The following is a 21,059-nucleotide window of genomic DNA, read 5'->3' as shown; positions in this document are numbered from 1 at the left end:
GGCGGCGCGACTGGACGGCCACCGTGGTGATCCGGACTGCGACCACCTTCCGCCGCGCCTGCGGACGGATCGTCGATGGGCCTCATTCGGTAACCGGGAAGGACTGCCGGTTGCCCGCCCACACCCATTCGAGCAGGGCTTCCAGAACCGGCTGTGCGCGACCCGCATTCGGGTGGTTGAGCCAGGCCACCATCAGCACTCGCTGGCCGTTGCGGTCGAGCACATAGCCGGCGATCGATCGCGTATCGGACAGCGATCCGGTCTTCAGATGCGCCTGACCGCTGGCCGGCGAATTGCGCAGTCGCCGGCGCAGCGTGCCGTCGACCGACAGCACAGGCATCGACGACACGAATTCCGGCATGACACTGCTCGCCCAGGCGTGGCGCAGCAGCGCAGCCATGTCGGCGGCCGACAGGCGCTCGCTGCGTGACAGCCCGGAGCCGTTGTCCAGCACCAGGCTGGGCAGTGCCAGACCGCGCCGCGCCGCCCAGGCGCGCACGGCGGCGTCGGAGGCCGCGGTGTCTGCCGGGGTGCCGGCGCCGCTGCCGAGCGTCAGGAAAAGCTGCCGCGCCATCACGTTGTTGCTGTACTTGTTGATGTCGCGGATCACCTGCGCCAGCGGCGGCGAATCGATGCCGGCCAGTGGCAGCGCGTTCGGCGGTGTTGCACCGTCGCGCACCCGTCCGGTAATCCGCCCGCCAAGCTCGGCCCACATGGCGCGCAGGGCGCGGGCAAAGAACTCGTCGGCCGGCAGCGGTGCGATGTTCCAGATGCGTTCGCCGCATGGTCGAGCGAAGCGGCCGGTGATCTGCAGCGTGAGCGTGCTGCGGTCTGGCGCCGGCAGGACTTTCGCAGTCAGGCCGTCCTTCCAGTCGCCGCATTCGCCTTCGACCAGTTGTACGCGGTTGTCGATCTGCATGCCATCGAGCGGGGGTTCGGCCCACAGCGCGGGAGCGCCACCGGCCTGTGGCAGCAGGCGCACACGCAGCGCGTTGTGCGCCAGCAGCAGAGCGTCGGGCCCGACGTTGTAGGCGGCCAGCGGTTCGTTGTCGAAGGCGCCCGGGTCGTGTCGCGTCGGCGCGAAGGCCGAGCGGTCGGTGATCACGTCGCCGCGGATGTCGCGCACGCCGCGTGCCCGCAGGTCGCGCAGCAGCAACCAGAACTGTTCGATGCTGAGCGCCGGGTCGCCGCCGCCGCGCAGCACGAGGTCGCCATCGAGCACGCCGTCGGCCAGCCGGCCGGTCATCAGCGCGTCGGTGCGCCAGCTGTAGGCCGGGCCGAAACTGTCGAGCGCGGCGTAGGTGGTGACCAGCTTCATCACCGAGGCCGGGTTCATCGCGACCTTGGCGCGATGGCTGATGCGTGCGGGCCCGCCGTCCACTGACTGCACCATGACCGCAATCGACGTTGCGGGAATGTCGGCAGCGCGCAGCGCCTGCAATACCGGTGCCGGCAGCACCGCGCAGGCCGGTGCAACGATCAGACCGAGCAGAACGGCGAGCGCGAGACGCACGGCAGCCCGCTCAGGCGATGCGCGACAGATGGCGGCGTACCGAGGCGCTGGCCCCCAGCCAGCCGAGTACGGCACACAGCGCAAGCAGCGCAGCCCAGTGCGCCGGCGCGAGGGGCCGCAGCACGAATTCCAGGCTGTACAGACCGGCGATTTCGGCGATCGGTCCCGCCAGCGCTCGCGTGGCCAGCAAGGCGAGTGCGCCGGCGAGTGCGCCGCCGAGCAAGCCCTGCAGCGCACCGAACCAGTGGAAGGGGCGACGTATCCAGGCGTCGGTGGCGCCGAGCAGGCGACTGACCTCGATCTCGTCGCGCTGCGTCAGCAATTGCAGCCTGATCGTGTTGAAGGTGACGGCGACCAGACCGAGTCCGAGCACGACACCCAGCATCGTCACCGCCTGCTGGCCCAGAGCAATCAGCGCGTCGAGCCGTTTCGCCCACGCGGAGTCGAGCTGCACGTGATCGACTTCAGGCAGCTTGGAAAATTCGGTGCGCAGCGTTTCCAGCCGGGCGGCATCGGCCGAGTCCAGCCGGATCACGAAAGCATCCGCAAACGGGTTGTCGGGGAGTGCGTCGAGGATTTCGGCCAGAGCGTCGTTGTCGCGGAATCGCTTCAATGCCGCGTCGCGTGACACCAGTTCGACCTTCGCTTCTTTCGCCAGGCCGCGGATACGCTGGTCGGCGGTCCGGACCGCGTCGGCGTTCGCGCCCGGCTGCATGAATACGGAAATTTCCGGCGCGGCGCTGACGTTGCCGGCCAGTCGCTGCAGATTGCCGAGAAGCATGTAGCCGGTGGCGGGCAAAGCCGCCGCGATGCCGACCACCAGCGCCGCCAGCAACGTGTTGAATGGCTGGCGGGCCATCTGGCGCGCCGCGCGCAGCCCGGCGCGCAATTGCAGGCGCAGCCATTTCATTTCAGCCACCTCACTGCAGCCGCCCCTGAGCAAGTACCAGCTTGCGCGGTGCGTAGCGTGCGAACAGCGCGTCGTCGTGCGTGGTCAGCAGCATGGTGACGCCGGCTTCGTTGAATGAGCGGAACAGCTCGGCGATGTCGCGCGCGTAGGCGTCGTCGAGGTGGGCGGTCGGTTCGTCGGCGAGCAGGATCTGCGGCCGGTTCACGATGGCGCGGGCAATGGTCAGGCGCTGCTGTTCGCCGCCCGACAGCTCGACCGGCATCGATTTTTCGCGTCCGGACAGCCCGACGCGTTCCAGTGCGGCACGCACCCGGTTGGCCGCTTCGCGCGACGGATGGCTGCTGATCGAAAGCGGCAGCAGGACGTTGTCGAAGGCGCTGCGGTCGAACAGCAGGCGCTGATCCTGCATCACGAGGCCGATCGACCGGCGCCAGTAGGGCAGGGCGGCGCGCTTGAGCGCCGACACATCCTCGCCACCCACCAGAACCTTGCCTTCGGTCGGTCGTTCGAGCACGGCGAGCAGGCGCAGCAGCGTGCTCTTGCCGGCGCCGGAATGGCCGCTCACCACCACCATTTCACCGCGCGCTATGTCGCAGTCCAGCTGCTCGAGCGCGGTGTGACCGCCCGGATAGCGTTTGGTGACCTGAGCGAAACGTATCATGCGGCGTGGGCTCGGGCTGCGATCAGAGGGATCTCGGCGGTTCGAACAGGGCATCGACGAATTCCGCCGCATTGAACGGCTGCAGATCGTCCAGACCTTCACCGACGCCGATGTAGCGCAGCGCAATCGGACGCGACGGCGCGTGCTGCTTCGCGATGGCCGCGATGACGCCGCCGCGCGCCGTGCCGTCGAGCTTGGTCATGATCAGCCCGGTGACGCCGATGGCGGCGTCGAAGGCCTTAACCTGCGCCAGTGCGTTCTGGCCGATATTGCCGTCGAGCACCAGCAGCACCTCGTGCGGCCCGGTCGGATCCGCCTTGGCAATGACCCGCTTCACCTTGGCGATCTCCTCCATCAGATGCAGCTGGGTGGGCAGGCGGCCGGCGGTATCCGCCAGCACGATGTCGATGCCGCGCGCGCGGGCGGCATTGACCGCGTCGAACACCACGGCTGCCGGGTCGCCGGAATCCTGCGCGATCACCGCCACGTTGTTGCGTGCGCCCCAGGTTTCGAGCTGTTCTCTCGCGGCGGCGCGGAAGGTGTCGCCGGCCGCCAGCAGCACGCTCTTGCCCTGCGACTGGAAATGCTTGGCCAGTTTGCCGATCGACGTGGTCTTGCCTGCGCCATTCACGCCCGCAATCATGATGATGAAGGGCTTGTGCGCGTCCACGTCGAGCGGCTTCTCGAGCGGCGCGATCAGGCGGGTCAGTTCCTCGCGCAGCACGTCGCGCAACTTCGCCGGTTCTTCGATGCGTTCGCGTTTCACGCGGTCGCGCAGCCGGTCGAGCAGATGGGTGGTGGCATCCATGCCCACGTCGGACGTGATCAGCAGGGTTTCCAGCTCTTCCAGCAGCTCGTCATCGACCTTGGTACGCAGGAACAGCGCATTGAGCTGGCCACCGATCTGGGCACGCGTGCGCGACAGCCCGGCGCGCAGCCGCTGCGCCCACGACAATTTCGGCGCGTCGGCGGCAGGCGCGCTATCCTGCGCCGCGACCACGTCAGGCGCGGCCGGTGCGGCTTCGCTGGCGTCGGGCGCGGCGGCTTTGTCTTTCTTGAAGAAACCAAACATGTGGGAGACGGTCACTGGAACACCTTGCGGCTTGCGCAAGGCTTTGGAACAGAGGCGTGAAGGCGGATTTCGCCGCGCTCACATTTACTGCCGGAGAGTGTATCAGATGGATTTGCGCCGTTTTCCCCGTGGTATCGCGCTATGCAGCGCTCTGGCGGCATGCGCGCTGGTGGCGCATCCGGTGCTTGCCAACCCGTACGAGACCACCCTTGCGAACGGCCTGCGCGTCATCGTCAAGGAAGACCGGCGGGCGCCGGTGGCGGTGCATATGGTGTGGTACCGCGTCGGGGCGATGGACGAACACGACGGCACCACCGGCGTGGCGCATGTGCTTGAACACATGATGTTCAAGGGCACGAAGAAGCTGAAGGCGGGCGAATTCAACGAAATCGTCGCTCGTGCGGGTGGCAGCGACAACGCCTTCACCAGCCAGGACTACACTGCCTATTTCCAGCGCGTGCCGGCGGCCGCGCTGCCGCGCATGATCGAACTCGAAGCCGACCGCATGCGCAACGTGGTCATCACCGACGAGGAATTCGGCCGCGAACTGAAGGTGGTCATGGAAGAGCGCAGGCTGCGTACCGACGACAAGCCACAGTCGCAGCTGTACGAACAGCTGATGGCCAGCGCCTTCACTGCGCATCCGTACCGCCGGCCCATCATCGGCTGGATGAATGACCTCGAGAACATGCGCGCCGATGACGCACGCGAGTGGTATCGGCGCTGGTACGCCCCGAACAACGCCTACGTCGTGGTGGTGGGCGATGTCGACCACAAGAAGGTGTTCGAACAGGTTAGGAAACAGTACGGCAAGATGAAAAGTCAGCCCTTGCCGGTGCGCAAGGCGACTGCGGAACCGGTACAGACCGGTCAGCGACGGGTCGTCGTCAAGGCGCCGGCCGAGGTTCCGCAACTGCTGATGGCGTGGAAGGCACCGCGGCTGGCCGATGTAGAGAACGATCGCGAGCCCTATGCGCTTGACGTGCTGGCCGGCATTCTCGACGGCCACGCCGCCTCGCGCCTGTCGCGCAACCTGGTGCGCGGCAGCCAGATCGCGACCGAAGTGGGCGCCTACTACGACTCGACATCACGTGGCGAAGCCACTTTCGTGCTCGGCGGCGCCCCGGCCAAAGGCAAGACCGTGCAGGAGCTCGAAGCGTCGCTGCGGGCGGAAATCAAGCGCATCGCGGATGAAGGCGTGTCGGATGCAGAACTCGAACGCATCAAGACCCAGACCATTGCGTCGCAGGTCTACAAGCGCGATTCCACTTACGTGCAGGCGATGGAAATCGGCCGTCTCGAGGCGGCCGGCTACCACTGGCGCGATGGTGACCGCATGCTCGACAAGCTGCGTACAGTCACTGCAGCCGAAGTTCAGGCCGTGGCGCAGAAATATTTCGGCGACGACACGCTGACCGTCGCGGTGCTCGACCCGCAGCCGCTCGACCCGAACGCCAAGCCGCGCGCCAAGCCCGCCGGCCTGCGTCACTGAGCGTGCCCATCGATTTCAAGCAGGGGAACCGGATGAACCCAACTTTCCGCAACGCGCTGACGCGCCTTGCCTTCATGCTCGTCGCGGCCGCTGCCGCTTTGCCGGCCGCAGCAAACATCGATATCCAGCACTGGGTGGCGCCCAACGGCGCCAGGGTGTATTTCGTCGAAAGCCGTGTGCTGCCGATCCTTGACGTCCAGGTCGATTTCGACGCCGGCGCGGCGCGTGATCCGGAAGGCAAGAGCGGCGTGGCCTCGATGACGCAAAGTCTGCTCGACACCGGAGCGGGCGGTCTCGACGAGGACACCTTGGCCGAGCGATTCACCGATCTGGGCGCCCAGTTGGGCGGCGTGGCCGACAACGATCGTGCCGGCCTGTCGCTGCGTACGCTCTCCAGTGCTCGCGAGCGCGAAGGTTCACTGGCGCTGCTGCACACCCTGCTGACGCGGCCCGAGTTTCCGGCTGCCGTGCTGGAACGCGAAAAGGCGCGTGCCATTTCCGGTCTGCGCGAGGCGGACACGAAGCCGGACGCAATCGGCAGCAAGCGCTTCGCCCGTGCGCTGTACGGCGACCATCCGTACGGTCGCACGCCGACCATCGAATCGGTCACCGCGATCAGTCGCGACGATCTGCTCGCCCACTATCGCACGCACTATGTCGCGCCGCGCGCCGTCGTGTCGATCGTCGGTGACGTCACCCGCGAGCAGGCAGAAGCGATTGCCGTGCAACTGACCGGCGATCTGCCGCAGGGCGAGCCGCTCGCGCCGATTCCGGCGGTGACGCTGCCGCAGGCGACAACCGAAAACATCGCCCACCCGGCCAACCAGAGTCACATCTTCGTCGGTCAGCCGGCATTGCAGCGCGGCGACCTGGACTTCTTCCCGCTTCAGGTCGGCAACTACATCCTGGGTGGTGGCGGATTCGTGTCGCGACTGACCAAGGAAGTGCGCGAAAAGCGGGGCTATGCGTACAGCGTCTACAGCTATTTCAACCCGCAGCGCCAGCTCGGACCCTTCCAGATCGGCCTGCAGACCGAGCGCAGCCAGGCTGCCGCCGCGCTGAAGGTGGTCGATGAAACGCTGGCTGCCTTCATCGCCAAGGGGCCGACCGAAGACGAGTTGCGGGCCGCCAAACGCAATCTGGTCGATGGCTTCTCTCTGCGGCTGGACAGCAATCGCAAGCTGCTCGACAGTCTCGCCGTCATCGGCTTCTATGGCCTGCCGCTCGACTGGCTGAAGAAGTTTCCCGGGCGCGCCGAAGCGGTGACCGCGGCGCAGGTGAAAGACGCTTTCCAGCGCCGCTTGTCGGCTGACAATATCGTGCGGGTGATCGTCGCGGGTGACTGACGGGAGGCGGTCGTGGATGCGGATGCGCATCTGCGCCCGGTGGTGTCCGCTCTTCCGGGGTGATACGGCCTGCAGGAGACGCCCCCGCGGTTAGAATTGCGGTCATGTCACGCATTCGCATCATCGGCGGCCGGTGGCGCAGCCGCCTGCTGCCCGTGGCGGGCGTGCCCGGCCTCAGGCCCACGCCGGACGCGGTCAGAGAGCGACTGTTCAACTGGCTCGGACAGGACCTGAGCGGTCAGCACTGTCTGGACCTGTTCGCAGGGTCCGGCGTACTCGGTTTCGAAGCGGCGTCGCGCGGCGCCGAATCGGTCACCCTGGTCGAGCGCGACGCGCGCGCATTCGGCCGCCTGCGCGAGGCGGTCGATCAGTTGCCCGCACCCGAGGTCAAACTGGTGCGGGGCGATGCGCTAACATTCGTGCTCGCTCCGCCCCGGAAGTTCGATGTGCTGTTTCTCGACCCGCCCTACGGGCACGGCCTGCTCGACAGGCTGGCCCCGCATCTCGATGCACTGGCTGCGGTAGGCGCGGTGATCTACTGCGAGGCGGAACATCCAGTGCCGATGCTTGGCGACTTCCGCATGACGCGCGAAGGGCAGGCCGGGCAAGTCCATTACCAGTTGCTGGAACGAACATGAACGGCACCATTGCGGTTTACCCCGGAACATTCGACCCGATCACCCGTGGCCATGAGGATCTGGTGCGGCGCGCGGCGGAAATGTTCGATCGGGTCATTGTCGGCGTCGCCGAAAGCCGCTCCAAGCGGCCGTTTTTCGAAACCGAAGAACGGGTCGACATGGCGCGCGAAATTCTTGCGCCTTATGCGAATGTCGAGGTGCGCGGGTTTTCCTGTCTGCTGATGGACTTCCTCGCGACCTGCGATGCGCGCATCATCGTGCGAGGACTGCGCGCGGTGTCGGACTTCGAATACGAATTCCAGATGGCAGGAATGAACCGCTCGCTGCGGGCCGACGTCGAAACGGTATTCCTGACGCCGGCCGACCAGTACATGTTCATCTCGGCCACCATGGTGCGCGAAATCGCCTCACTGGGCGGCGATGTCAGCAAGTTTGTGCAGCCTTCGGTTCTGGCGCGTATCAGCGCCAGGCTGGCTGCAATGAGTGGAGGCAACTGAAGTGGCTTTGATCATTACCGACGAATGCATCAACTGCGATGTATGCGAGCCGGAATGCCCGAACGGGGCGATTTCGCAGGGCGAGGAAATCTATGTGATCGATCCGGGAAAATGCACCGAGTGCGTCGGCCATTTCGACGAACCGCAGTGTCAGCAGGTGTGTCCGGTCGATTGCATCCCGCTCGACCCGGACCGCAAGGAAACGCACGACCAGCTGTTGGCGAAGTACCACATACTCACGGCCGTCAAGGCCTGAACGCCCACGCCTCAGGCGGCGGCGTCCATCTCGCGTATCACCGCAGCCTTCAGCGCGGCATCCAGCGCGGCGCGCAGCCGCGCCAATTCCTCGATCTGGTGATCGATCGCCACACCGTTCTGGCGAAGTTCCTCGATCCGGTCTTCCAGCGTATCGGTGGCTTCATGGATGCGCTTCACGCTCTCCAGGCGGCGCTTCAGCTGCTTCTGATGCTCGCGCACCTGATTTTCCAGCGGCGCCATGATGGCGCGCAGCCAGTGCTCGACATCGCGATTCACCACCTCCATGTGCTTGCGCACCTGCACCGCCACCGTTTCGAAAAAGCGCTGCGTAAGCTGTCGCTTTTCCGTCGTGAGCATGTTCAGCCAGGTGTTGAACTGCTGGTGGAAGGCCTTTTCGAGCCTTGTGATGTCCTTTTCGTAGCGCTGGACCGAAAACGGCACCGGTACGCCCAGCCGCAGGTCATGTTCTGAGGAAAAGCGCTGGTACATCGCTTCCATCATCCGGAAAATTTCGTCGATGCTGACGGCCGACTGCTGCAGGCTGCCCCGCACATCGCCGAAGAAGGCATTCATCGCGTCACGCAGCTGCAGTGAAAAGTTGGCCTTTTCCATCTGCTCGCGGGTCTGTGCCGTGCGGGTGCGCAGCGCGTCCATGCCCAGATGGGCAAAAAGGGTGTTGGTCTGCGACGAAAACACGTTGCGTGTCGCGTAGAAGCGCTCCAGGCCGCGCTCGAACTCCTCCTTCTCGGCACGCACCCGCTTCAGCATGTACTGGATGACACCGCGGTTCTTGCCGCGCAGGTCGGAGAACTCCGCCAGTTGATCATCCACCGCCTTCTTCTGGCCGATCAGCATGTCGTGCGTGCGGGCGAGCAGGCCGCCTGCGTCATGTTCGACCGCTGCGCCGACGATGTCGCGCTTGGCCGGAAGCAGGTCTTCGACCAGCGCGCGTTCCAGTTGCGGAAGACGGCTGCGCGCCAGCAGTGTGCCATCGCGCTGGATGCGCGCCAACAGGCCCTTCTGTGCGGACACCGGAAACACCCGGTTTGCCGGCAGGTCGAGCGTCGCCGCGCAGGATTCGATCTGGCGCCCGATTTCCGCGTCGATCTGCGCTTCCGAACGCAGCCCATCCCACAGGCTGTCCATCTTGTTGAGCACGGCCAACCTGCCCTGGCGTGAGCCGCCCGCCGCGGTGACATGCGTTTTCCAGACCGACAGATCGCTCTGAGTCACACCGGTGTCCATGCCCAGCACGAACAGTACCGCGTGCGCCGAGGGCAGCAGCGACAGCGTCAGTTCCGGTTCGGCACCGATGGCGTTCAGACCGGGCGTATCGAGGATGACCAGGCCCTGGCGCAGCAGCGGGTGCGGCATGTTGATCACTGCGTGTCGCCAGGCTGGCACATCAACCATGCCGTTCGCGTCCGGCTGCAGGCCGTTTTCCCCGCTCAGGTCGATGCGGAATCCAAGCTGCTCCGCTTCGCCGATCGCGACCTTGCGCTGTTCGCTGACCCGGCCGAGCACCTGCTGCATCGATGCCGCCGACGTGGTGTCGAGCGGCAGGCGTCTCCATGCACCGGGTTGGGTTTTCAGATCTGACACGGTGGTCGTGCCGCGACGGGTTTCGATCGGCAACAGCTCGATGCAGGCCGGGCGCACCGGGTCATACATCAGCTCGGTCGGGCACATGGTGGTGCGGCCGGAACTGGACGGCAGCACGCGCGCGCCCTGGTCACCGAAAAAAATGGCGTTGATCAGCTCGGACTTGCCGCGTGAAAACTCGGCAACGAAGGCCACGACCAGCCGGTCGTCGCGCAGTTTGAGCAGCAACTGTTCGATGCACTGGTCGTTGTGTGCGTCGCTCAGATTGCTTTCGAAGAGCCAGCCGCGGATACGGACAATGGTCTGCTCGACGCGCGTGCGCCAGCTGCCATAGACCGATAATTCTTCCTGCATGCTCATTGCGCGCTCCACTCGATCACTTGGCAATCTAGCACACGCGGCGCGCGCTATCTCTGGCAGGTGGTGCAGAAGAAGGTCGATCGGCTGCCCAGACGACGGCTGCGGATGGCTGTTCCGCACACCCGGCAGGCCTCGCCATCCCGGCCGTAGACGAAATAACTTTGCTGGAAGTATCCCGGCTGGCCGTCCGTGTGCAGGAAGTCGCGCAGCGTGCTGCCGCCGGCCGCCAGCGCGTCGCGCAGTGTCTGGCGGATTTCGTCGGCCAGCCGGGCGACCTGCGGCCCGGTCAGCCGGTGCGCCGCCTTGCCGGGCCGGATGCGGGCGCGGAACAGGCTTTCCGATGCATAGATGTTGCCGACACCGACCACCACGGCACTGTCCATGATGGCCAGCTTGATCGCACAGCGTCGATGCGCCAGCGCGCCCGCCAGCGCTCCGGCGCTGAAATCGGCGCCCAGAGGTTCCGGTCCGAGGTGGGCCAGCAGGGGATGCCGGGCGTCCGGTCCGTCGTGCCACAGCATGGCGCCAAAACGTCGCGGATCGCGCAGGCGCAGCGTGGCGTCACCGAATACGATATCGATATGGTCATGCTTTTCGGGCGGCACGCCGTTCGGCAGCACGCGCAGGCTGCCGGACATGCCGAGGTGAATGATCAGCGTGCCGTGGTCCAGTCGCAGCAGCAGATATTTGCCGCGCCGGTCGATTTCGCGCAGTGTCTGTCCGGGCAGGGATCCGGCGAGATGCGCCGGCACCGGCCAGCGCAGTCCGCCGTTACGGATGGTGCAGGCGTCGATCCGGCGGCCGGTCAAAGGGCCGGCGATGCCACGACGTGTGATTTCGACTTCGGGAAGTTCAGGCATGAAACGACAGACAGGTGCGCGACGGCCAATCGGGATTTGGAATACCATCACGCGCCGGGGGCTGCAACGATTTCCGGTCGGCGTACTCCAAGGCCTTAACCGCGCAAGCGTACTCTGAACCCACCAGGCGATTCTGCCCATGACAACCCGCCCCCTGCTGCTCGCACTTGTACTTCCGCTTCTGCTTGGCGCCTGCGCCCAGACCGGCAGCAAGCCGTCAGCCACGGCCGCAGTCGCCGAACAGCCCGAACCGGTGGTTGTCGCGCCCCATGTTCCGCCGCTTCCCGATGTCGAACTGACGCGCCAGATCACCTATCAGCTGCTGCTGGGCGAGGTCGCGGCCCAACGCGGCGAACTGGGGCTTTCGGCGTCTGCCTACATGGATCTGGCGCAGTCGACGCGTGATCCGCGCATCGCCAAGCGCGCGGCCGAGATCGCCGCCTTCAGCCGGCAGAGTGAAGTTGCGCTGCAGGCGGCCCAGCTCTGGCTGGAACTTGATCCGGAGTCGGTGCAGGCCCGGCAGATGCTGTCCGGCCTGCTGGTCAATGCCAACCGGCCGCAGGAACTCGAGCCGCAACTGCTCGCGCTGCTGGCGCAGGAAGGCTCGCAGATCGGAGAAAGCCTGCTCCGGCTCAACCGGGTACTGGGCCGCCTCAGCGACAAGGCCGAAGCCATGCGGATGGTTGAGCGGCTGACCGAGCCCTATCTCACGCTGCCGGAAGCGCACTTCGCGCGCGCGCAGTCGGCCATGGTGGCGCGCGAGCCGAAGCGGGCGCTCGAATCGGCCATCCGCGCCAATGAGCTGCGACCGGAATGGGAAGCCGGGCTGCTGCTGCGTGCCCAGGCCACGGCCGAATCAGACCAGCTTGCTGCGCGCAAGCTGATGGAACAGCACCTCAAGCGCTATCCGGATGCGCGTGAAGTGCGCATGCAGTTCGCCCGCCTGCTGGTTGCAGAGCGCAACTACGCGGGCGCGCGCAAGCAGTTCGAAGTCCTGCTCGGCGGCGCGCCGGACAATGCAGATGTGGTGTTTGCCGTCGGTGTGCTGGCGATGCAGACCCAGGACTACAAGGGTGCCCAGGGTTACTTCACCAAGCTGCTGGGCATGCGCTACCAGGATCCGAACCTGGTCAAGCTCTACCTCGCGCAACTGGCCGAAGAGCTGAAGGAGAACGAAGACGCGTTGAACTGGTACCAGCAGGTCGGCCAAGGCGACCACTACCTGGGTGCGCAAGGGCGTTATGTGCTTCTGCTCAGCCGCATGGGTCGCATCGAGGATGCGCGCGCTCACCTGCGCCAGCTGGCCGACCGGCCTGGCGGCAGCAGGTCGCGTTCGGCCATGCTCGAATTCCAGCTATTGCGCGATGCCAACCGCGGCGAAGAAGCCGAGGCGGTGCTTGAGGCGGCGTTGGCAGCGGAGCCGGATCAGCCCGAGCTGCTGTACGAAACCGCCATGCTTGCCGAGCGTGACAACCGTATCGAGGTTGCCGAACAGAGGCTGCGTCGCCTGATCGAAGTCAAGCCCGATCATGCGCATGCCTACAACGCGCTCGGTTACTCGCTCGCCGAGCGCAACATCCGCCTGGATGAGGCGCAGACGCTGATTGCCAAGGGGCTGGAACTCGCGCCGGACGACCCGTTCATTCTCGACAGCATGGGCTGGGTCATGTTCCGGCGGGGCGACCTGAATGGCGCGCTGACTTACCTGGAACGCGCGTTCTCGATCCGCCCGGATCCGGAGATCGCCGCCCATCTCGGGGAAGTGAAATGGCTGCTGGGGCAGAAGGAAGATGCCGTGAAACTCTGGCGTGCCGTGGCTGCCCAGCACCCTGAAAACGCAGCGCTAGAATCGACGATCAAGCGCTTCGTTCCGTGAGATCTGCGGTTCGCATGGTGCTCGTTGCCGCGTGCGCCGCGACCCTGTCGGCATGCGCCACGCGGACGCCTGTCAGCCTCGATGAACATGCGCTGATCCGCAGCATGGCGCGCGATGAACGCGCCGCTGCGTTTTTCCTCAGCGGGCGTTTCGTCGTGAAGGGGCCCGACCAGTCCGCCTCCGCCAGCCTCGACTGGCAGCACGCGCAGGAGCGCGACGAACTCCAGATCAATGGCCCGCTCGGCAAGGTGCTCGCCCAACTGACGCGGGATGCCAGCGGCGTTCGTCTGATCGATGACGGCCAGCGCGTCACCCGTGCGGCCACGCTGGACGAACTGGCGCGCGCCGCGTTCGGGGCCGACATCCCGCTGACGGGTGCCGCCTACTGGGTCACCGGGCGGCCGGGCGGTGCATCGGTCATGTCGCGTGACGGGGCCGGTCGCATTGCCGCCCTGACGGAACGCGGCTGGCGGGTTGAGTTCGTCCAGTACGAAGACGACAGTGCGGACGCGCTGCCGCGACTGATCGAAGCGAGTGACGGCGAGCATTCATTCCGGCTCCTGATCGACGAATGGAGCCCGGTGAAGTGAGTGCCACCCGATGAGTGTTGCCGAGACCCACGCAGTCGAATGGGGCGTCTGGCTCGATGCACCGGCCAAGATCAACCTGTTCCTGCATGTGATCGGTCGTCGGCCAGATGGTTACCACCTGCTGCAGACCGCTTTCCGCTTTCTCGATTTCGGCGACCGACTGCGCTTTGCGCCGCGTACCGACGGCGAAGTCCGCCGCGTCAAGCCGCTGGAGGGTGTCGCCGCGGAAGATGATCTGTGCGTGCGCGCCGCGCGACTTCTGCAGGCGGAAACCGGCTGCACTCAAGGGGTGGACATCGAACTGGACAAACGCCTGCCGATGGGCGGCGGACTGGGCGGTGGCAGCTCGGATGCCGCCACCGTGCTGATCGCGCTGAATCACCTTTGGCGACTTGATCTTCGACGGGAGCGTCTGCAGGCGCTCGGGCTGCAGTTGGGCGCCGATGTGCCGGTGTTCGTGTTCGGTCGATCTGCGTTTGCCGAGGGCGTCGGCGAACGGCTGCAGGCGGTCTCGCTGCCGGCGGCAGCCTACGTCGTCGTCGCGCCTGCCGTGTCGGTGCCGACCCCGTTTATTTTCGCAGCGCCGGAATTGACACGAAATACCGAACCTTGCAAAATAGCGGACTTTGCTGAGGCCGCTGCTCAGCAACTACTTTTTGGTCGCAATGATCTGCAGCCCGTAGCCGCGACGAAATTCGCGGCGGTGGCGCAGGCGATCCGGCTTCTCGGCGAGGAAGTCGGCGAGCAGAATGTGCGGATGTCCGGGTCGGGTGCTTGTGTGTTCGCACACTGCACGACATGGAGGCAAGCTGAACAGGTGCTGGCAACATTGGCGGCGGGCTGGCCGGAGGGCTGGTCTGGATTTGCCGCATGCGGCGTTGATGTCCATCCGCTGCACGGGCAAATGACCGGCGACAAGGCAGGGCAGTAGGAACGACGCAGTACAGCTTTGAAGGGCGATGCCGTAAAGGCGTTGCAGCAGTTTTGGGGAGTCGCCAAGTTGGTTAAGGCACCGGATTTTGATTCCGGCATGCGAAGGTTCGAATCCTTCCTCCTCAGCCAGATCGCATCGGGCAGACTCGCAGCGCATGCGGGTCTGCCCGAGTTGTTTTCAGGGCTTTGACGAGCCCGCTGGATGTTCGCGGAGCATCGGTGGTCTTGCCGATGCGGGCAGTGCCGGCCGGTCCGGTCTAAAGTTGAGCTTTCACCACGTATCGCGAGGCAGCATGGCTTACGACAGCCTGATGATCTTTACCGGCAACGCCAACCCGAAACTGGCGGCGGATGTGGCCAAGCGGCTGAACATGTCGCTCGGACGCGCCCAGGTCGGGCGTTTCTCCGACGGCGAAGTGAATGTCGAAATTCTCGAAAACGTCCGCGGCAAGGACGTGTTCGTGCTGCAGCCGACAGGCGCACCGACCAACGACAACCTGATGGAACTGGTGATCCTGGTCGACGCCCTGAAGCGTGCCTCGGCCGGTCGCATCACGGCCGCCATGCCCTATTTCGGCTACGCCCGGCAGGACCGTCGGCCGCGCAGTGCGCGCGTGCCGATCACCGCCAAGGTGGTCGCCAACATGCTGCAGGCCGTGGGGGTACAACGTCTGTTGACCGTAGATCTGCACGCTGACCAGATTCAGGGTTTCTTCGACATTCCGGTAGACAACATCTACGCCACGCCGATTCTGCTCGGCGACATCTGGAAGAAGGAATATCCGAACATGATGGCGGTGTCGCCCGACGTTGGCGGTGTGGTGCGCGCGCGCGCCTTCGCCAAGCGCCTCGAATGCGATCTGGCCATCATCGACAAGCGGCGCCCGAAGGCGAATGTGTCGGAAGTGATGAACATCATCGGCGACGTGTCCGGCCGCACCTGCGTCATCATGGATGACATGGTCGATACCGCCGGCACGCTGTGCAAGGCGGCGCAGGCACTGAAGGAAAATGGCGCGGCCGGCGTGCTGGCCTACTGCACCCACGCGGTGCTGTCCGGTGAGGCGGTGAGCCGCATCGAACAGTCCGATCTCGACCAGCTGGTCGTCACAGACACCATTCCGCTGTCGCCGGCCGCGCAGGCCTGCAGCAAGATCCGCGTGGTGTCGATTGCCGAACTGCTGGCCGAAACCCTGTTGCGCATCAGCAACGAAGAATCCGTTTCGTCCCTTTTCATGGAATGAACATCGTTCTCTGAAGCGGGACACCCCAGCCGCCTGGTCGCGGGCGGCTTCATCTACCTGGAGTCATCATGTCTATCGAACTCAACGCGAACACGCGCGAAGCACAGGGCACCGGAGCGAGCCGCCGCCTGCGTCGCGCATCGCAAGTGCCGGCCATCATCTACGGTGGCACAGAACCGGCGCTGCCGATCACGCTCGACCACAACGAAATCTTCCACGCCCTGCGCAAGGAAGCGTTCCACGCGTCGGTGCTGACCATCAATGTCGGCGGCAAGAAGGAATCGGTGCTGCTGCGTGACACGCAGATGCACGCCTATCGCCAGCAGGTCATGCACGTCGATTTCCAGCGTGTCGATCTGACGCACGAGCTGCACACCAAGGTGCCGCTGCACTTCATCAACGCAGAGAACGCACCGGGCGTGAAGATGCAGGGCGGTGTCGTATCGCACGTGATGAACGAAATCGACATCAAGTGCCTGCCCAGCGCGCTGCCGGAGTATCTCGAAATCGATCTGTCCGGCCTGTCGGTCGGTCAGTCGGTTCACGTGTCGCAGATTCCGCTGCCGGCTGGCGTCGAGATCATCGTTCACGGCACTGACCCGGTCGTCGTGACGCTGACGCTGCCGCGCGGCGCCAAGTCCGACGAAGCGGCCGCCACCGACGGCGAAGCCGAGAAGTAATCGCAAGCGATGTCCGGGAACGGTGCCAAAGCCGTGCCCCGGCTGGTCGTCGGACTGGGCAATCCCGGTCCGGAGTATTCCGAAACCCGGCACAACGCCGGGTTTTGGTTTTGTGAGCAGCTGGCACGCAAGCTCGGCATCACGTTGAATCGCGAAGCGCGCTTCAACGGCCTTGTCGGCAGTTCGCGTGCCGACGGCATCACGCTGCTGTTGCCGCAGACCTTCATGAACCGGTCCGGCCAGTCGGTCGGCGCGCTCGCGCGCTTCTACCGCATCGAACCGGCCGAGATTCTGGTCGTACAGGATGAACTTGACGTATTGCCGGGTGAGCTGCGCCTGAAATTCGGCGGCGGTCTCGGCGGGCACAACGGCTTGAAGGACATCAGCGCCCATCTGGCCACCCACGATTACTGGCGCCTGCGCATCGGCATCGGCCATCCGCGCCAGCTGGCGCCGGGTGCGGAAGTCGCCGACTATGTGCTGCACCGGCCGCGCGCCGACGAACAGCGCGACATCGATGCCGCCATCGGGCGCGCACTCGACGCCTGGCCGCTGATCGCGGCCGGTGACTGGACGCGCGTGTCCACCCTGCTCAATGCAAAGCCGCCCAAACAAGGAACCCCCTCATGAGCCTCAAATGCGGCATCGTCGGTCTGCCCAACGTCGGCAAATCCACCCTGTTCAATGCGCTGACCAAGGCCGGCATTGCAGCGGAGAACTACCCGTTCTGCACGATCGAGCCCAATGTCGGCATCGTCGAGGTGCCGGATCCGCGGCTCGCCGCGCTGTCGGAAATCGTCAAGCCGCAGAAGATCCAGCCGGCCATCGTCGAGTTCGTGGACATTGCCGGTCTGGTCGCCGGTGCGAGCAAGGGTGAAGGCCTGGGCAACCAGTTCCTGGCCAACATCCGTGAAACCGATGCCATCGTGAATGTCGTGCGCTGCTTCGACGACGAAAATGTCGTGCACGTGAATGGTCGTGTCGACCCGATCGCCGACATCGAAACCATCGTGACGGAACTTGGCCTGTCCGACCTTGCTGTGGTCGAGCGCACGTTGAACCGTGATACCAAGAAGGCGCGTGCCGGCGACAAGGACGCGCAGAAGCTGTGCGCTGTGCTGGAAAAGATGTTGCCGCACCTCAATGACGGCAACCCCGCGCGCACGCTGGCACTGAGCGAGGATGAAAAGCTGTTGCTCAAACCGCTGTGCCTGATGACGCTCAAGCCGGCGATGTATGTCGGCAACGTTGACGAAGGCGGTTTCCAGAATAATCCCTACCTCGACCGCCTGCGCGAGCACGCAGCCAAGGAAGGTGCCCCGGTCGTCGCACTGTGCGCCAAGATCGAAGCCGAACTGGCCGATCTGGACGACGCAGACAAGATGGCCTTCCTCAGCGATCTCGGCCTGGACGAGCCGGGCCTGAACCGCCTGATCCGCGCTGGCTACGACCTGCTCGGACTGCAGACCTACTTCACCGCCGGCGTCAAGGAAGTGCGCGCCTGGACCATCCACAAGGGCGACACCGCACCGCAGGCTGCGGGTGTCATCCATACCGACTTCGAACGTGGCTTCATCCGCGCCCAGACCATTGCCTTTGACGACTTCATCGCGTTCAAGGGGGAACACGGCGCGAAGGAAGCCGGCAAGATGCGCGCCGAAGGCAAGGAATACGTGGTGAAGGACGGTGACGTGCTGAACTTCCTGTTCAACGTCTGACGGTCTCGCCACCACAACGCCCTGCAAGACGCGAAAACCCCCTGTATCCGAAGGATTGCAGGGGGTTTTCGTCTGTTGCGGCCTTGCGTGGCGCTCACCCGACACGCAGTGTCCTGGAAAGACTATCGTGCCTGATTGTCCGGTGCGCCAGCGGACGCTTCCGCGCGCGTTCATGTGACCCCAAGACGCCGGAGGCCGTGAAATCATGACTGCACAAGACACGCCCGCATTTCTGCCGCTCACCGGCATCCACGAGCCGTCTGCCATACAGCAGCTGGAAGACGGACGCTTCCTGGTGCTCGAAGATGAAAGGCAGCGTCCGTTCAGTCTGGTAGGTATCGCGCCCGACGGCGGTGTCGACAGCACACCGCTGCGACGCGGCTGGATCGAAGGATGGCTCGATTCCAGCGACGATTTCTGGAAGCTGGATGATCTGGAAGGTATCGCGCTCGACAACGCGGGAAACATCCACGCCGTCACGTCGCACTCGCGCGATGGTGAGGGGGATGAAAGGAAGTCGCGCGACAAGCTGGTCCGCTTCCGGATCGAGGCGGGTCGGGTGGTCGCACCCAGGGTCGTCAAGGGATTGAAACCGGCGCTTCTGGCGGCTCACCCGGTGCTCGAAGCCGCTGCCGCAAAGCGCGAAGTGAAGCGCGAAGGCGGTTTGAACATCGAGGCACTGGAATTCGGTCCGGATGGCCAGACCCTGCTGATCGGTTTCCGCAGCCCGCTGCTGGACGGGCGGGCGTTGATCGCAAGCTTGGAAAACACCGCGGAGATGTTCGACGCCGGGGCGCCTCCGCGCATTGCGCCGTTGCTGATCACCCTCGATCTCGATGGCGACGGCCTGCGCAGCCTGTCGCGCATTCCGTCACTGGGTGGCTACCTGCTCAGCAGTGGTCCGGTGGCGGGCGGAACAGCGCATTTCCGCCTCTGGTTCTGGAGCGGCATTTTAGGCGAGCCCGCACATCGCGTCGAAGTCGCCGGCTTGCCAGGCTTCGAACGTGCCGAGGGCATCTGCCCTGCCATCATCGACAGCCGCCCGAAAATCATCATCGTCAGCGACGATGGTGACCACTCGGCCGGCCAGTGTGCCCGCTACCTGATGCTTGATCCCGGGCAGCTGAAAATCGCCCGATGACGCCCGCGCTGATGCATCGGCAATACGGACGCGAACCGACGCGCTTGCGCCCGCAAAAGACTGCCGGCGAAGACGGACCGGATTTCAGCCCTTCGCTTCCTTCGCCGCCGTCTCCGCCATCTCGGCGCGGACCGCGTCCATGTCCAGCGCGCGCGCCTGTTCGATCAGCTGTTCGAGCTGCATCGCGGGCAGGGCACCGGCTTCCGAGTACAGGATGATCTGGTCGCGGAACAGCAGCAGTGTGGGAATCGAGCGGATGCCGAATTCAGCAGCGATGCCCTGTTCCTCTTCGGTATTGATCTTGGCGAACACGATGTCCGGGTACTTCTCCGACGCGGCTTCGAACACCGGGGCAAAATTGCGGCAAGGGCTGCACCACGAGGCCCAGAAATCGATGAGGACGAACGGATTGTTTTCTATCGTCGTGTTGAATGTGTCGGCGGTGAGGTCGAGGGTGGCCATGGTTATCCTTGGGCTGTCGTGGTGGGGCGATTGCGGGTGACGGCGCATGGTAGCCGATAGTCGCGCCCCGGATGCTCTGCGTGTGGGGTTGCAGCTGCCGTACGTCGGCCGCTTCGCACCCAGTCCGACCGGGCCCTTGCACAAGGGTTCGCTGGTCGCGGCGCTCGCCAGCTGGCTGGACGCCCGCGCGCACGGTGGCCAGTGGTTGCTGCGCATCGAGGATGTCGATGAACCCCGGTGCAGCAAGGCCGCTGCCGATACCATCCTGCATCAACTCGACGCGCTCGGCCTGCACTGGGATGGCGAGCTGTTGTGGCAAAGCCTGCGCACACGCCTTTACCGCGCAGCGCTCGACCGACTTATCGCACAGGATCTGGCGTTCGCCTGCGCCTGCACCCGGCGCGATCTGGAGCTCCAGCCACTGTCGCTCGACGGCACGCGCCGCTACCCGGGCACCTGTCGCGACCGGATCGGCATCCCGCCGCGCGCCTGGCGCTTCCGTGTGCCGCCCGGTGTGGTCACGTTCGAAGATGCCATCTGCGGTGTGCAGTCCATCGACGTCGCGGCGGATGTAGGCGACTTCGTGTTATGGCGCGCCGACGGTTTCTGCGCCTATCAGCTGGCGGTAGTCGTGGATGACGCCGAGCAGGGTGTGACCGATGTGGTGCGCGGCGCCGACCTGCTGGGTTCCACGCCGCGCCAGATCCTGCTGCAGCAGGCGCTACGGCTGATGCGGCCACGCTACGCGCATGTGCCGCTGGTGCTGGATGCGCACGGTGAAAAGCTGTCGAAGCAGACGCTGGCCCGACCGCTCGAAGCCGCCAACGCCGTTCCGGATCTGGCGCAAGCGCTGCGCTTCCTCAATCACGCGCCGCCTGCGGAAGTCATCGCTGCCGGTCGCGACGCCCTGCTCGCGTGGGCGATCGGGCACTGGCGGCTGGCGTCGTGCGCCGGCGGACCCGAAGCACAGGATCGCTGACTTCCGCGCTGCGGCAGCCGTCGTGGGAGCGGCGAAGGTTTTGTGGGAGCGGCGATCCACTGCCGGCCCTGCATGGCCGGCCGGCTCTGCGGGCGGCGAGGAGTGCTCGCCGAAACCCCCGCTCCGCCCTAATGCCGTTCAGTTAGCACTGTCAGATAAATTTTTTTACGCAAGTTGTTGTAAACACGGAAGATGGCTGTTAACGTCTGGCTCGATGCTTTCAAGCC

At 65.1% G+C, this 21,059-nt stretch carries 21 protein-coding genes and 1 tRNA gene; 15 read left to right on the top strand and 7 right to left on the bottom strand.

Annotation, left to right across the window (positions count from 1 at the left end; translation table 11 throughout):
* Nucleotides 1–82: 82 nt before the first annotated feature.
* From dacB to ftsY, 4 genes are read right to left on the bottom strand one after another with little or no spacing between them, the layout of a single operon-like run.
* Nucleotides 83–1,513, bottom strand: a complete 1,431-nt coding sequence (gene dacB, locus NMQ16_RS18170) for a D-alanyl-D-alanine carboxypeptidase/D-alanyl-D-alanine-endopeptidase (RefSeq protein WP_257082391.1) — start codon at nucleotides 1,511–1,513, stop codon at nucleotides 83–85.
* 10 nt (nucleotides 1,514–1,523) lie between these two features.
* Nucleotides 1,524–2,423 (bottom strand): permease-like cell division protein FtsX, encoded by a 900-nt coding sequence (ftsX, locus tag NMQ16_RS18165; protein WP_257082390.1) that lies wholly within the window; start codon nucleotides 2,421–2,423, stop codon nucleotides 1,524–1,526.
* Nucleotides 2,424–2,433: 10 nt separating this feature from the next.
* Nucleotides 2,434–3,084, bottom strand: coding sequence for a cell division ATP-binding protein FtsE (locus NMQ16_RS18160; RefSeq protein WP_257082389.1), 651 nt, complete (start codon nucleotides 3,082–3,084; stop codon nucleotides 2,434–2,436).
* A 22-nt stretch (nucleotides 3,085–3,106) separates the two neighbouring features.
* Nucleotides 3,107–4,156 carry a signal recognition particle-docking protein FtsY gene (gene ftsY / locus NMQ16_RS18155; protein WP_257082402.1) on the bottom strand — a complete coding sequence of 350 codons (1,050 nt, stop codon included), beginning with the start codon at nucleotides 4,154–4,156 and terminating at the stop codon, nucleotides 3,107–3,109.
* A 106-nt stretch (nucleotides 4,157–4,262) separates the two neighbouring features.
* Between ftsY and NMQ16_RS18150 the strand changes: the two genes are divergently transcribed.
* The 5 genes from NMQ16_RS18150 (at nucleotide 4,263) to NMQ16_RS18130 (ending at nucleotide 8,385) form a co-directional block, all read left to right on the top strand.
* Nucleotides 4,263–5,648: a pitrilysin family protein gene (locus NMQ16_RS18150; protein WP_257082388.1), complete on the top strand. Its 1,386-nt coding sequence runs from the start codon at nucleotides 4,263–4,265 to the stop codon at nucleotides 5,646–5,648.
* A 32-nt stretch (nucleotides 5,649–5,680) separates the two neighbouring features.
* A complete protein-coding gene (locus NMQ16_RS18145; protein ID WP_257082387.1) occupies nucleotides 5,681–6,994 on the top strand; it encodes a pitrilysin family protein in 1,314 nt (437 codons plus the stop codon).
* A gap of 104 nt (nucleotides 6,995–7,098) precedes the next feature.
* Nucleotides 7,099–7,632: a 16S rRNA (guanine(966)-N(2))-methyltransferase RsmD gene (rsmD, locus tag NMQ16_RS18140; protein WP_257082386.1), complete on the top strand. Its 534-nt coding sequence runs from the start codon at nucleotides 7,099–7,101 to the stop codon at nucleotides 7,630–7,632.
* Nucleotides 7,629–8,129 carry a pantetheine-phosphate adenylyltransferase gene (gene coaD / locus NMQ16_RS18135; protein WP_257082385.1) on the top strand — a complete coding sequence of 167 codons (501 nt, stop codon included), beginning with the start codon at nucleotides 7,629–7,631 and terminating at the stop codon, nucleotides 8,127–8,129. The genes rsmD and coaD overlap by 4 nt, the downstream gene beginning before the upstream one ends.
* Nucleotide 8,130: 1 nt before the next feature.
* On the top strand, nucleotides 8,131–8,385 hold the full coding sequence (locus NMQ16_RS18130) for a YfhL family 4Fe-4S dicluster ferredoxin (protein WP_257082383.1): 255 nt from the start codon (nucleotides 8,131–8,133) through the stop codon (nucleotides 8,383–8,385).
* A gap of 11 nt (nucleotides 8,386–8,396) precedes the next feature.
* Here NMQ16_RS18130 and NMQ16_RS18125 read toward each other — a convergent pair whose 3' ends face one another.
* Nucleotides 8,397–10,349, bottom strand: a complete 1,953-nt coding sequence (locus NMQ16_RS18125) for a dynamin family protein (protein ID WP_257082380.1) — start codon at nucleotides 10,347–10,349, stop codon at nucleotides 8,397–8,399.
* A 47-nt stretch (nucleotides 10,350–10,396) separates the two neighbouring features.
* The gene (mutM, locus tag NMQ16_RS18120; protein WP_257082378.1) at nucleotides 10,397–11,209 is read right to left on the bottom strand and encodes a bifunctional DNA-formamidopyrimidine glycosylase/DNA-(apurinic or apyrimidinic site) lyase; all 813 of its coding nucleotides are present in this window, start codon (nucleotides 11,207–11,209) and stop codon (nucleotides 10,397–10,399) included.
* Between the two features lie 139 nt (nucleotides 11,210–11,348).
* Between mutM and NMQ16_RS18115 the strand changes: the two genes are divergently transcribed.
* From NMQ16_RS18115 to NMQ16_RS18075, 9 genes are all read left to right on the top strand, one after another.
* Nucleotides 11,349–13,085: a tetratricopeptide repeat protein gene (locus NMQ16_RS18115; protein WP_257082376.1), complete on the top strand. Its 1,737-nt coding sequence runs from the start codon at nucleotides 11,349–11,351 to the stop codon at nucleotides 13,083–13,085.
* 14 nt (nucleotides 13,086–13,099) lie between these two features.
* Complete coding sequence (gene lolB, locus NMQ16_RS18110; protein WP_257082374.1) at nucleotides 13,100–13,675, top strand: lipoprotein insertase outer membrane protein LolB; 576 nt, start codon at nucleotides 13,100–13,102, stop codon at nucleotides 13,673–13,675.
* Between the two features lie 10 nt (nucleotides 13,676–13,685).
* The gene (ispE, locus tag NMQ16_RS18105; RefSeq protein ID WP_257082373.1) at nucleotides 13,686–14,606 is read left to right on the top strand and encodes a 4-(cytidine 5'-diphospho)-2-C-methyl-D-erythritol kinase; all 921 of its coding nucleotides are present in this window, start codon (nucleotides 13,686–13,688) and stop codon (nucleotides 14,604–14,606) included.
* Nucleotides 14,607–14,660: 54 nt separating this feature from the next.
* Nucleotides 14,661–14,737, top strand: a tRNA-Gln gene (locus NMQ16_RS18100).
* Nucleotides 14,738–14,901: 164 nt separating this feature from the next.
* Complete coding sequence (locus tag NMQ16_RS18095) at nucleotides 14,902–15,852, top strand: ribose-phosphate pyrophosphokinase (RefSeq protein WP_069039592.1); 951 nt, start codon at nucleotides 14,902–14,904, stop codon at nucleotides 15,850–15,852.
* Between the two features lie 68 nt (nucleotides 15,853–15,920).
* Nucleotides 15,921–16,532, top strand: coding sequence for a 50S ribosomal protein L25/general stress protein Ctc (locus tag NMQ16_RS18090; RefSeq protein ID WP_069039593.1), 612 nt, complete (start codon nucleotides 15,921–15,923; stop codon nucleotides 16,530–16,532).
* Nucleotides 16,533–16,541: 9 nt separating this feature from the next.
* Nucleotides 16,542–17,162, top strand: coding sequence for an aminoacyl-tRNA hydrolase (pth, locus tag NMQ16_RS18085; RefSeq protein WP_257082372.1), 621 nt, complete (start codon nucleotides 16,542–16,544; stop codon nucleotides 17,160–17,162).
* Nucleotides 17,159–18,250, top strand: coding sequence for a redox-regulated ATPase YchF (gene ychF, locus NMQ16_RS18080; protein ID WP_257082371.1), 1,092 nt, complete (start codon nucleotides 17,159–17,161; stop codon nucleotides 18,248–18,250). The genes pth and ychF overlap by 4 nt, the downstream gene beginning before the upstream one ends.
* A gap of 205 nt (nucleotides 18,251–18,455) precedes the next feature.
* Nucleotides 18,456–19,391: a hypothetical protein gene (locus tag NMQ16_RS18075; protein WP_257082369.1), complete on the top strand. Its 936-nt coding sequence runs from the start codon at nucleotides 18,456–18,458 to the stop codon at nucleotides 19,389–19,391.
* Between the two features lie 84 nt (nucleotides 19,392–19,475).
* Here NMQ16_RS18075 and trxA read toward each other — a convergent pair whose 3' ends face one another.
* Nucleotides 19,476–19,853, bottom strand: coding sequence for a thioredoxin (trxA, locus tag NMQ16_RS18070; protein WP_069039597.1), 378 nt, complete (start codon nucleotides 19,851–19,853; stop codon nucleotides 19,476–19,478).
* A gap of 46 nt (nucleotides 19,854–19,899) precedes the next feature.
* On the opposite strand from trxA, the gene gluQRS reads away from it, so the two are divergent.
* Entirely contained in the window at nucleotides 19,900–20,832 is a 933-nt protein-coding gene (gene gluQRS / locus NMQ16_RS18065) for a tRNA glutamyl-Q(34) synthetase GluQRS (RefSeq protein ID WP_257082368.1), read from the top strand.
* Nucleotides 20,833–21,059: the final 227 nt, after the last annotated feature.

This window comes from Methyloversatilis sp. XJ19-49, assembly GCF_024580145.1.
Classification (GTDB): domain Bacteria; phylum Pseudomonadota; class Gammaproteobacteria; order Burkholderiales; family Rhodocyclaceae; genus Methyloversatilis.
Note: the sequence above shows the minus strand (reverse complement) of the source record. Positions and strands in the feature narration are given on the sequence as shown.

Bases quoted from the DNA above. Each gene is read 5' to 3' on its own strand.
- NMQ16_RS18075 (WP_257082369.1), top strand. From the start codon at position 18,456: ATGACTGCACAAGACACGCCCGCATTTCTGCCGCTCACCGGCATCCAC.
- NMQ16_RS18115 (WP_257082376.1), top strand. From the start codon at position 11,349: ATGACAACCCGCCCCCTGCTGCTCGCACTTGTACTTCCGCTTCTGCTT.
- pth (WP_257082372.1), top strand. From the start codon at position 16,542: ATGTCCGGGAACGGTGCCAAAGCCGTGCCCCGGCTGGTCGTCGGACTG.
- lolB (WP_257082374.1), top strand. From the start codon at position 13,100: ATGGTGCTCGTTGCCGCGTGCGCCGCGACCCTGTCGGCATGCGCCACG.
- ispE (WP_257082373.1), top strand. From the start codon at position 13,686: ATGAGTGTTGCCGAGACCCACGCAGTCGAATGGGGCGTCTGGCTCGAT.
- NMQ16_RS18090 (WP_069039593.1), top strand. From the start codon at position 15,921: ATGTCTATCGAACTCAACGCGAACACGCGCGAAGCACAGGGCACCGGA.
- NMQ16_RS18125 (WP_257082380.1), bottom strand. From the start codon at position 10,349: ATGAGCATGCAGGAAGAATTATCGGTCTATGGCAGCTGGCGCACGCGC.
- NMQ16_RS18150 (WP_257082388.1), top strand. From the start codon at position 4,263: ATGGATTTGCGCCGTTTTCCCCGTGGTATCGCGCTATGCAGCGCTCTG.
- ftsY (WP_257082402.1), bottom strand. From the start codon at position 4,156: ATGTTTGGTTTCTTCAAGAAAGACAAAGCCGCCGCGCCCGACGCCAGC.
- NMQ16_RS18145 (WP_257082387.1), top strand. From the start codon at position 5,681: ATGAACCCAACTTTCCGCAACGCGCTGACGCGCCTTGCCTTCATGCTC.
- NMQ16_RS18160 (WP_257082389.1), bottom strand. From the start codon at position 3,084: ATGATACGTTTCGCTCAGGTCACCAAACGCTATCCGGGCGGTCACACC.
- ftsX (WP_257082390.1), bottom strand. From the start codon at position 2,423: ATGAAATGGCTGCGCCTGCAATTGCGCGCCGGGCTGCGCGCGGCGCGC.
- trxA (WP_069039597.1), bottom strand. From the start codon at position 19,853: ATGGCCACCCTCGACCTCACCGCCGACACATTCAACACGACGATAGAA.
- gluQRS (WP_257082368.1), top strand. From the start codon at position 19,900: ATGGTAGCCGATAGTCGCGCCCCGGATGCTCTGCGTGTGGGGTTGCAG.
- NMQ16_RS18095 (WP_069039592.1), top strand. From the start codon at position 14,902: ATGGCTTACGACAGCCTGATGATCTTTACCGGCAACGCCAACCCGAAA.
- coaD (WP_257082385.1), top strand. From the start codon at position 7,629: ATGAACGGCACCATTGCGGTTTACCCCGGAACATTCGACCCGATCACC.
- rsmD (WP_257082386.1), top strand. From the start codon at position 7,099: ATGTCACGCATTCGCATCATCGGCGGCCGGTGGCGCAGCCGCCTGCTG.
- mutM (WP_257082378.1), bottom strand. From the start codon at position 11,209: ATGCCTGAACTTCCCGAAGTCGAAATCACACGTCGTGGCATCGCCGGC.
- ychF (WP_257082371.1), top strand. From the start codon at position 17,159: ATGAGCCTCAAATGCGGCATCGTCGGTCTGCCCAACGTCGGCAAATCC.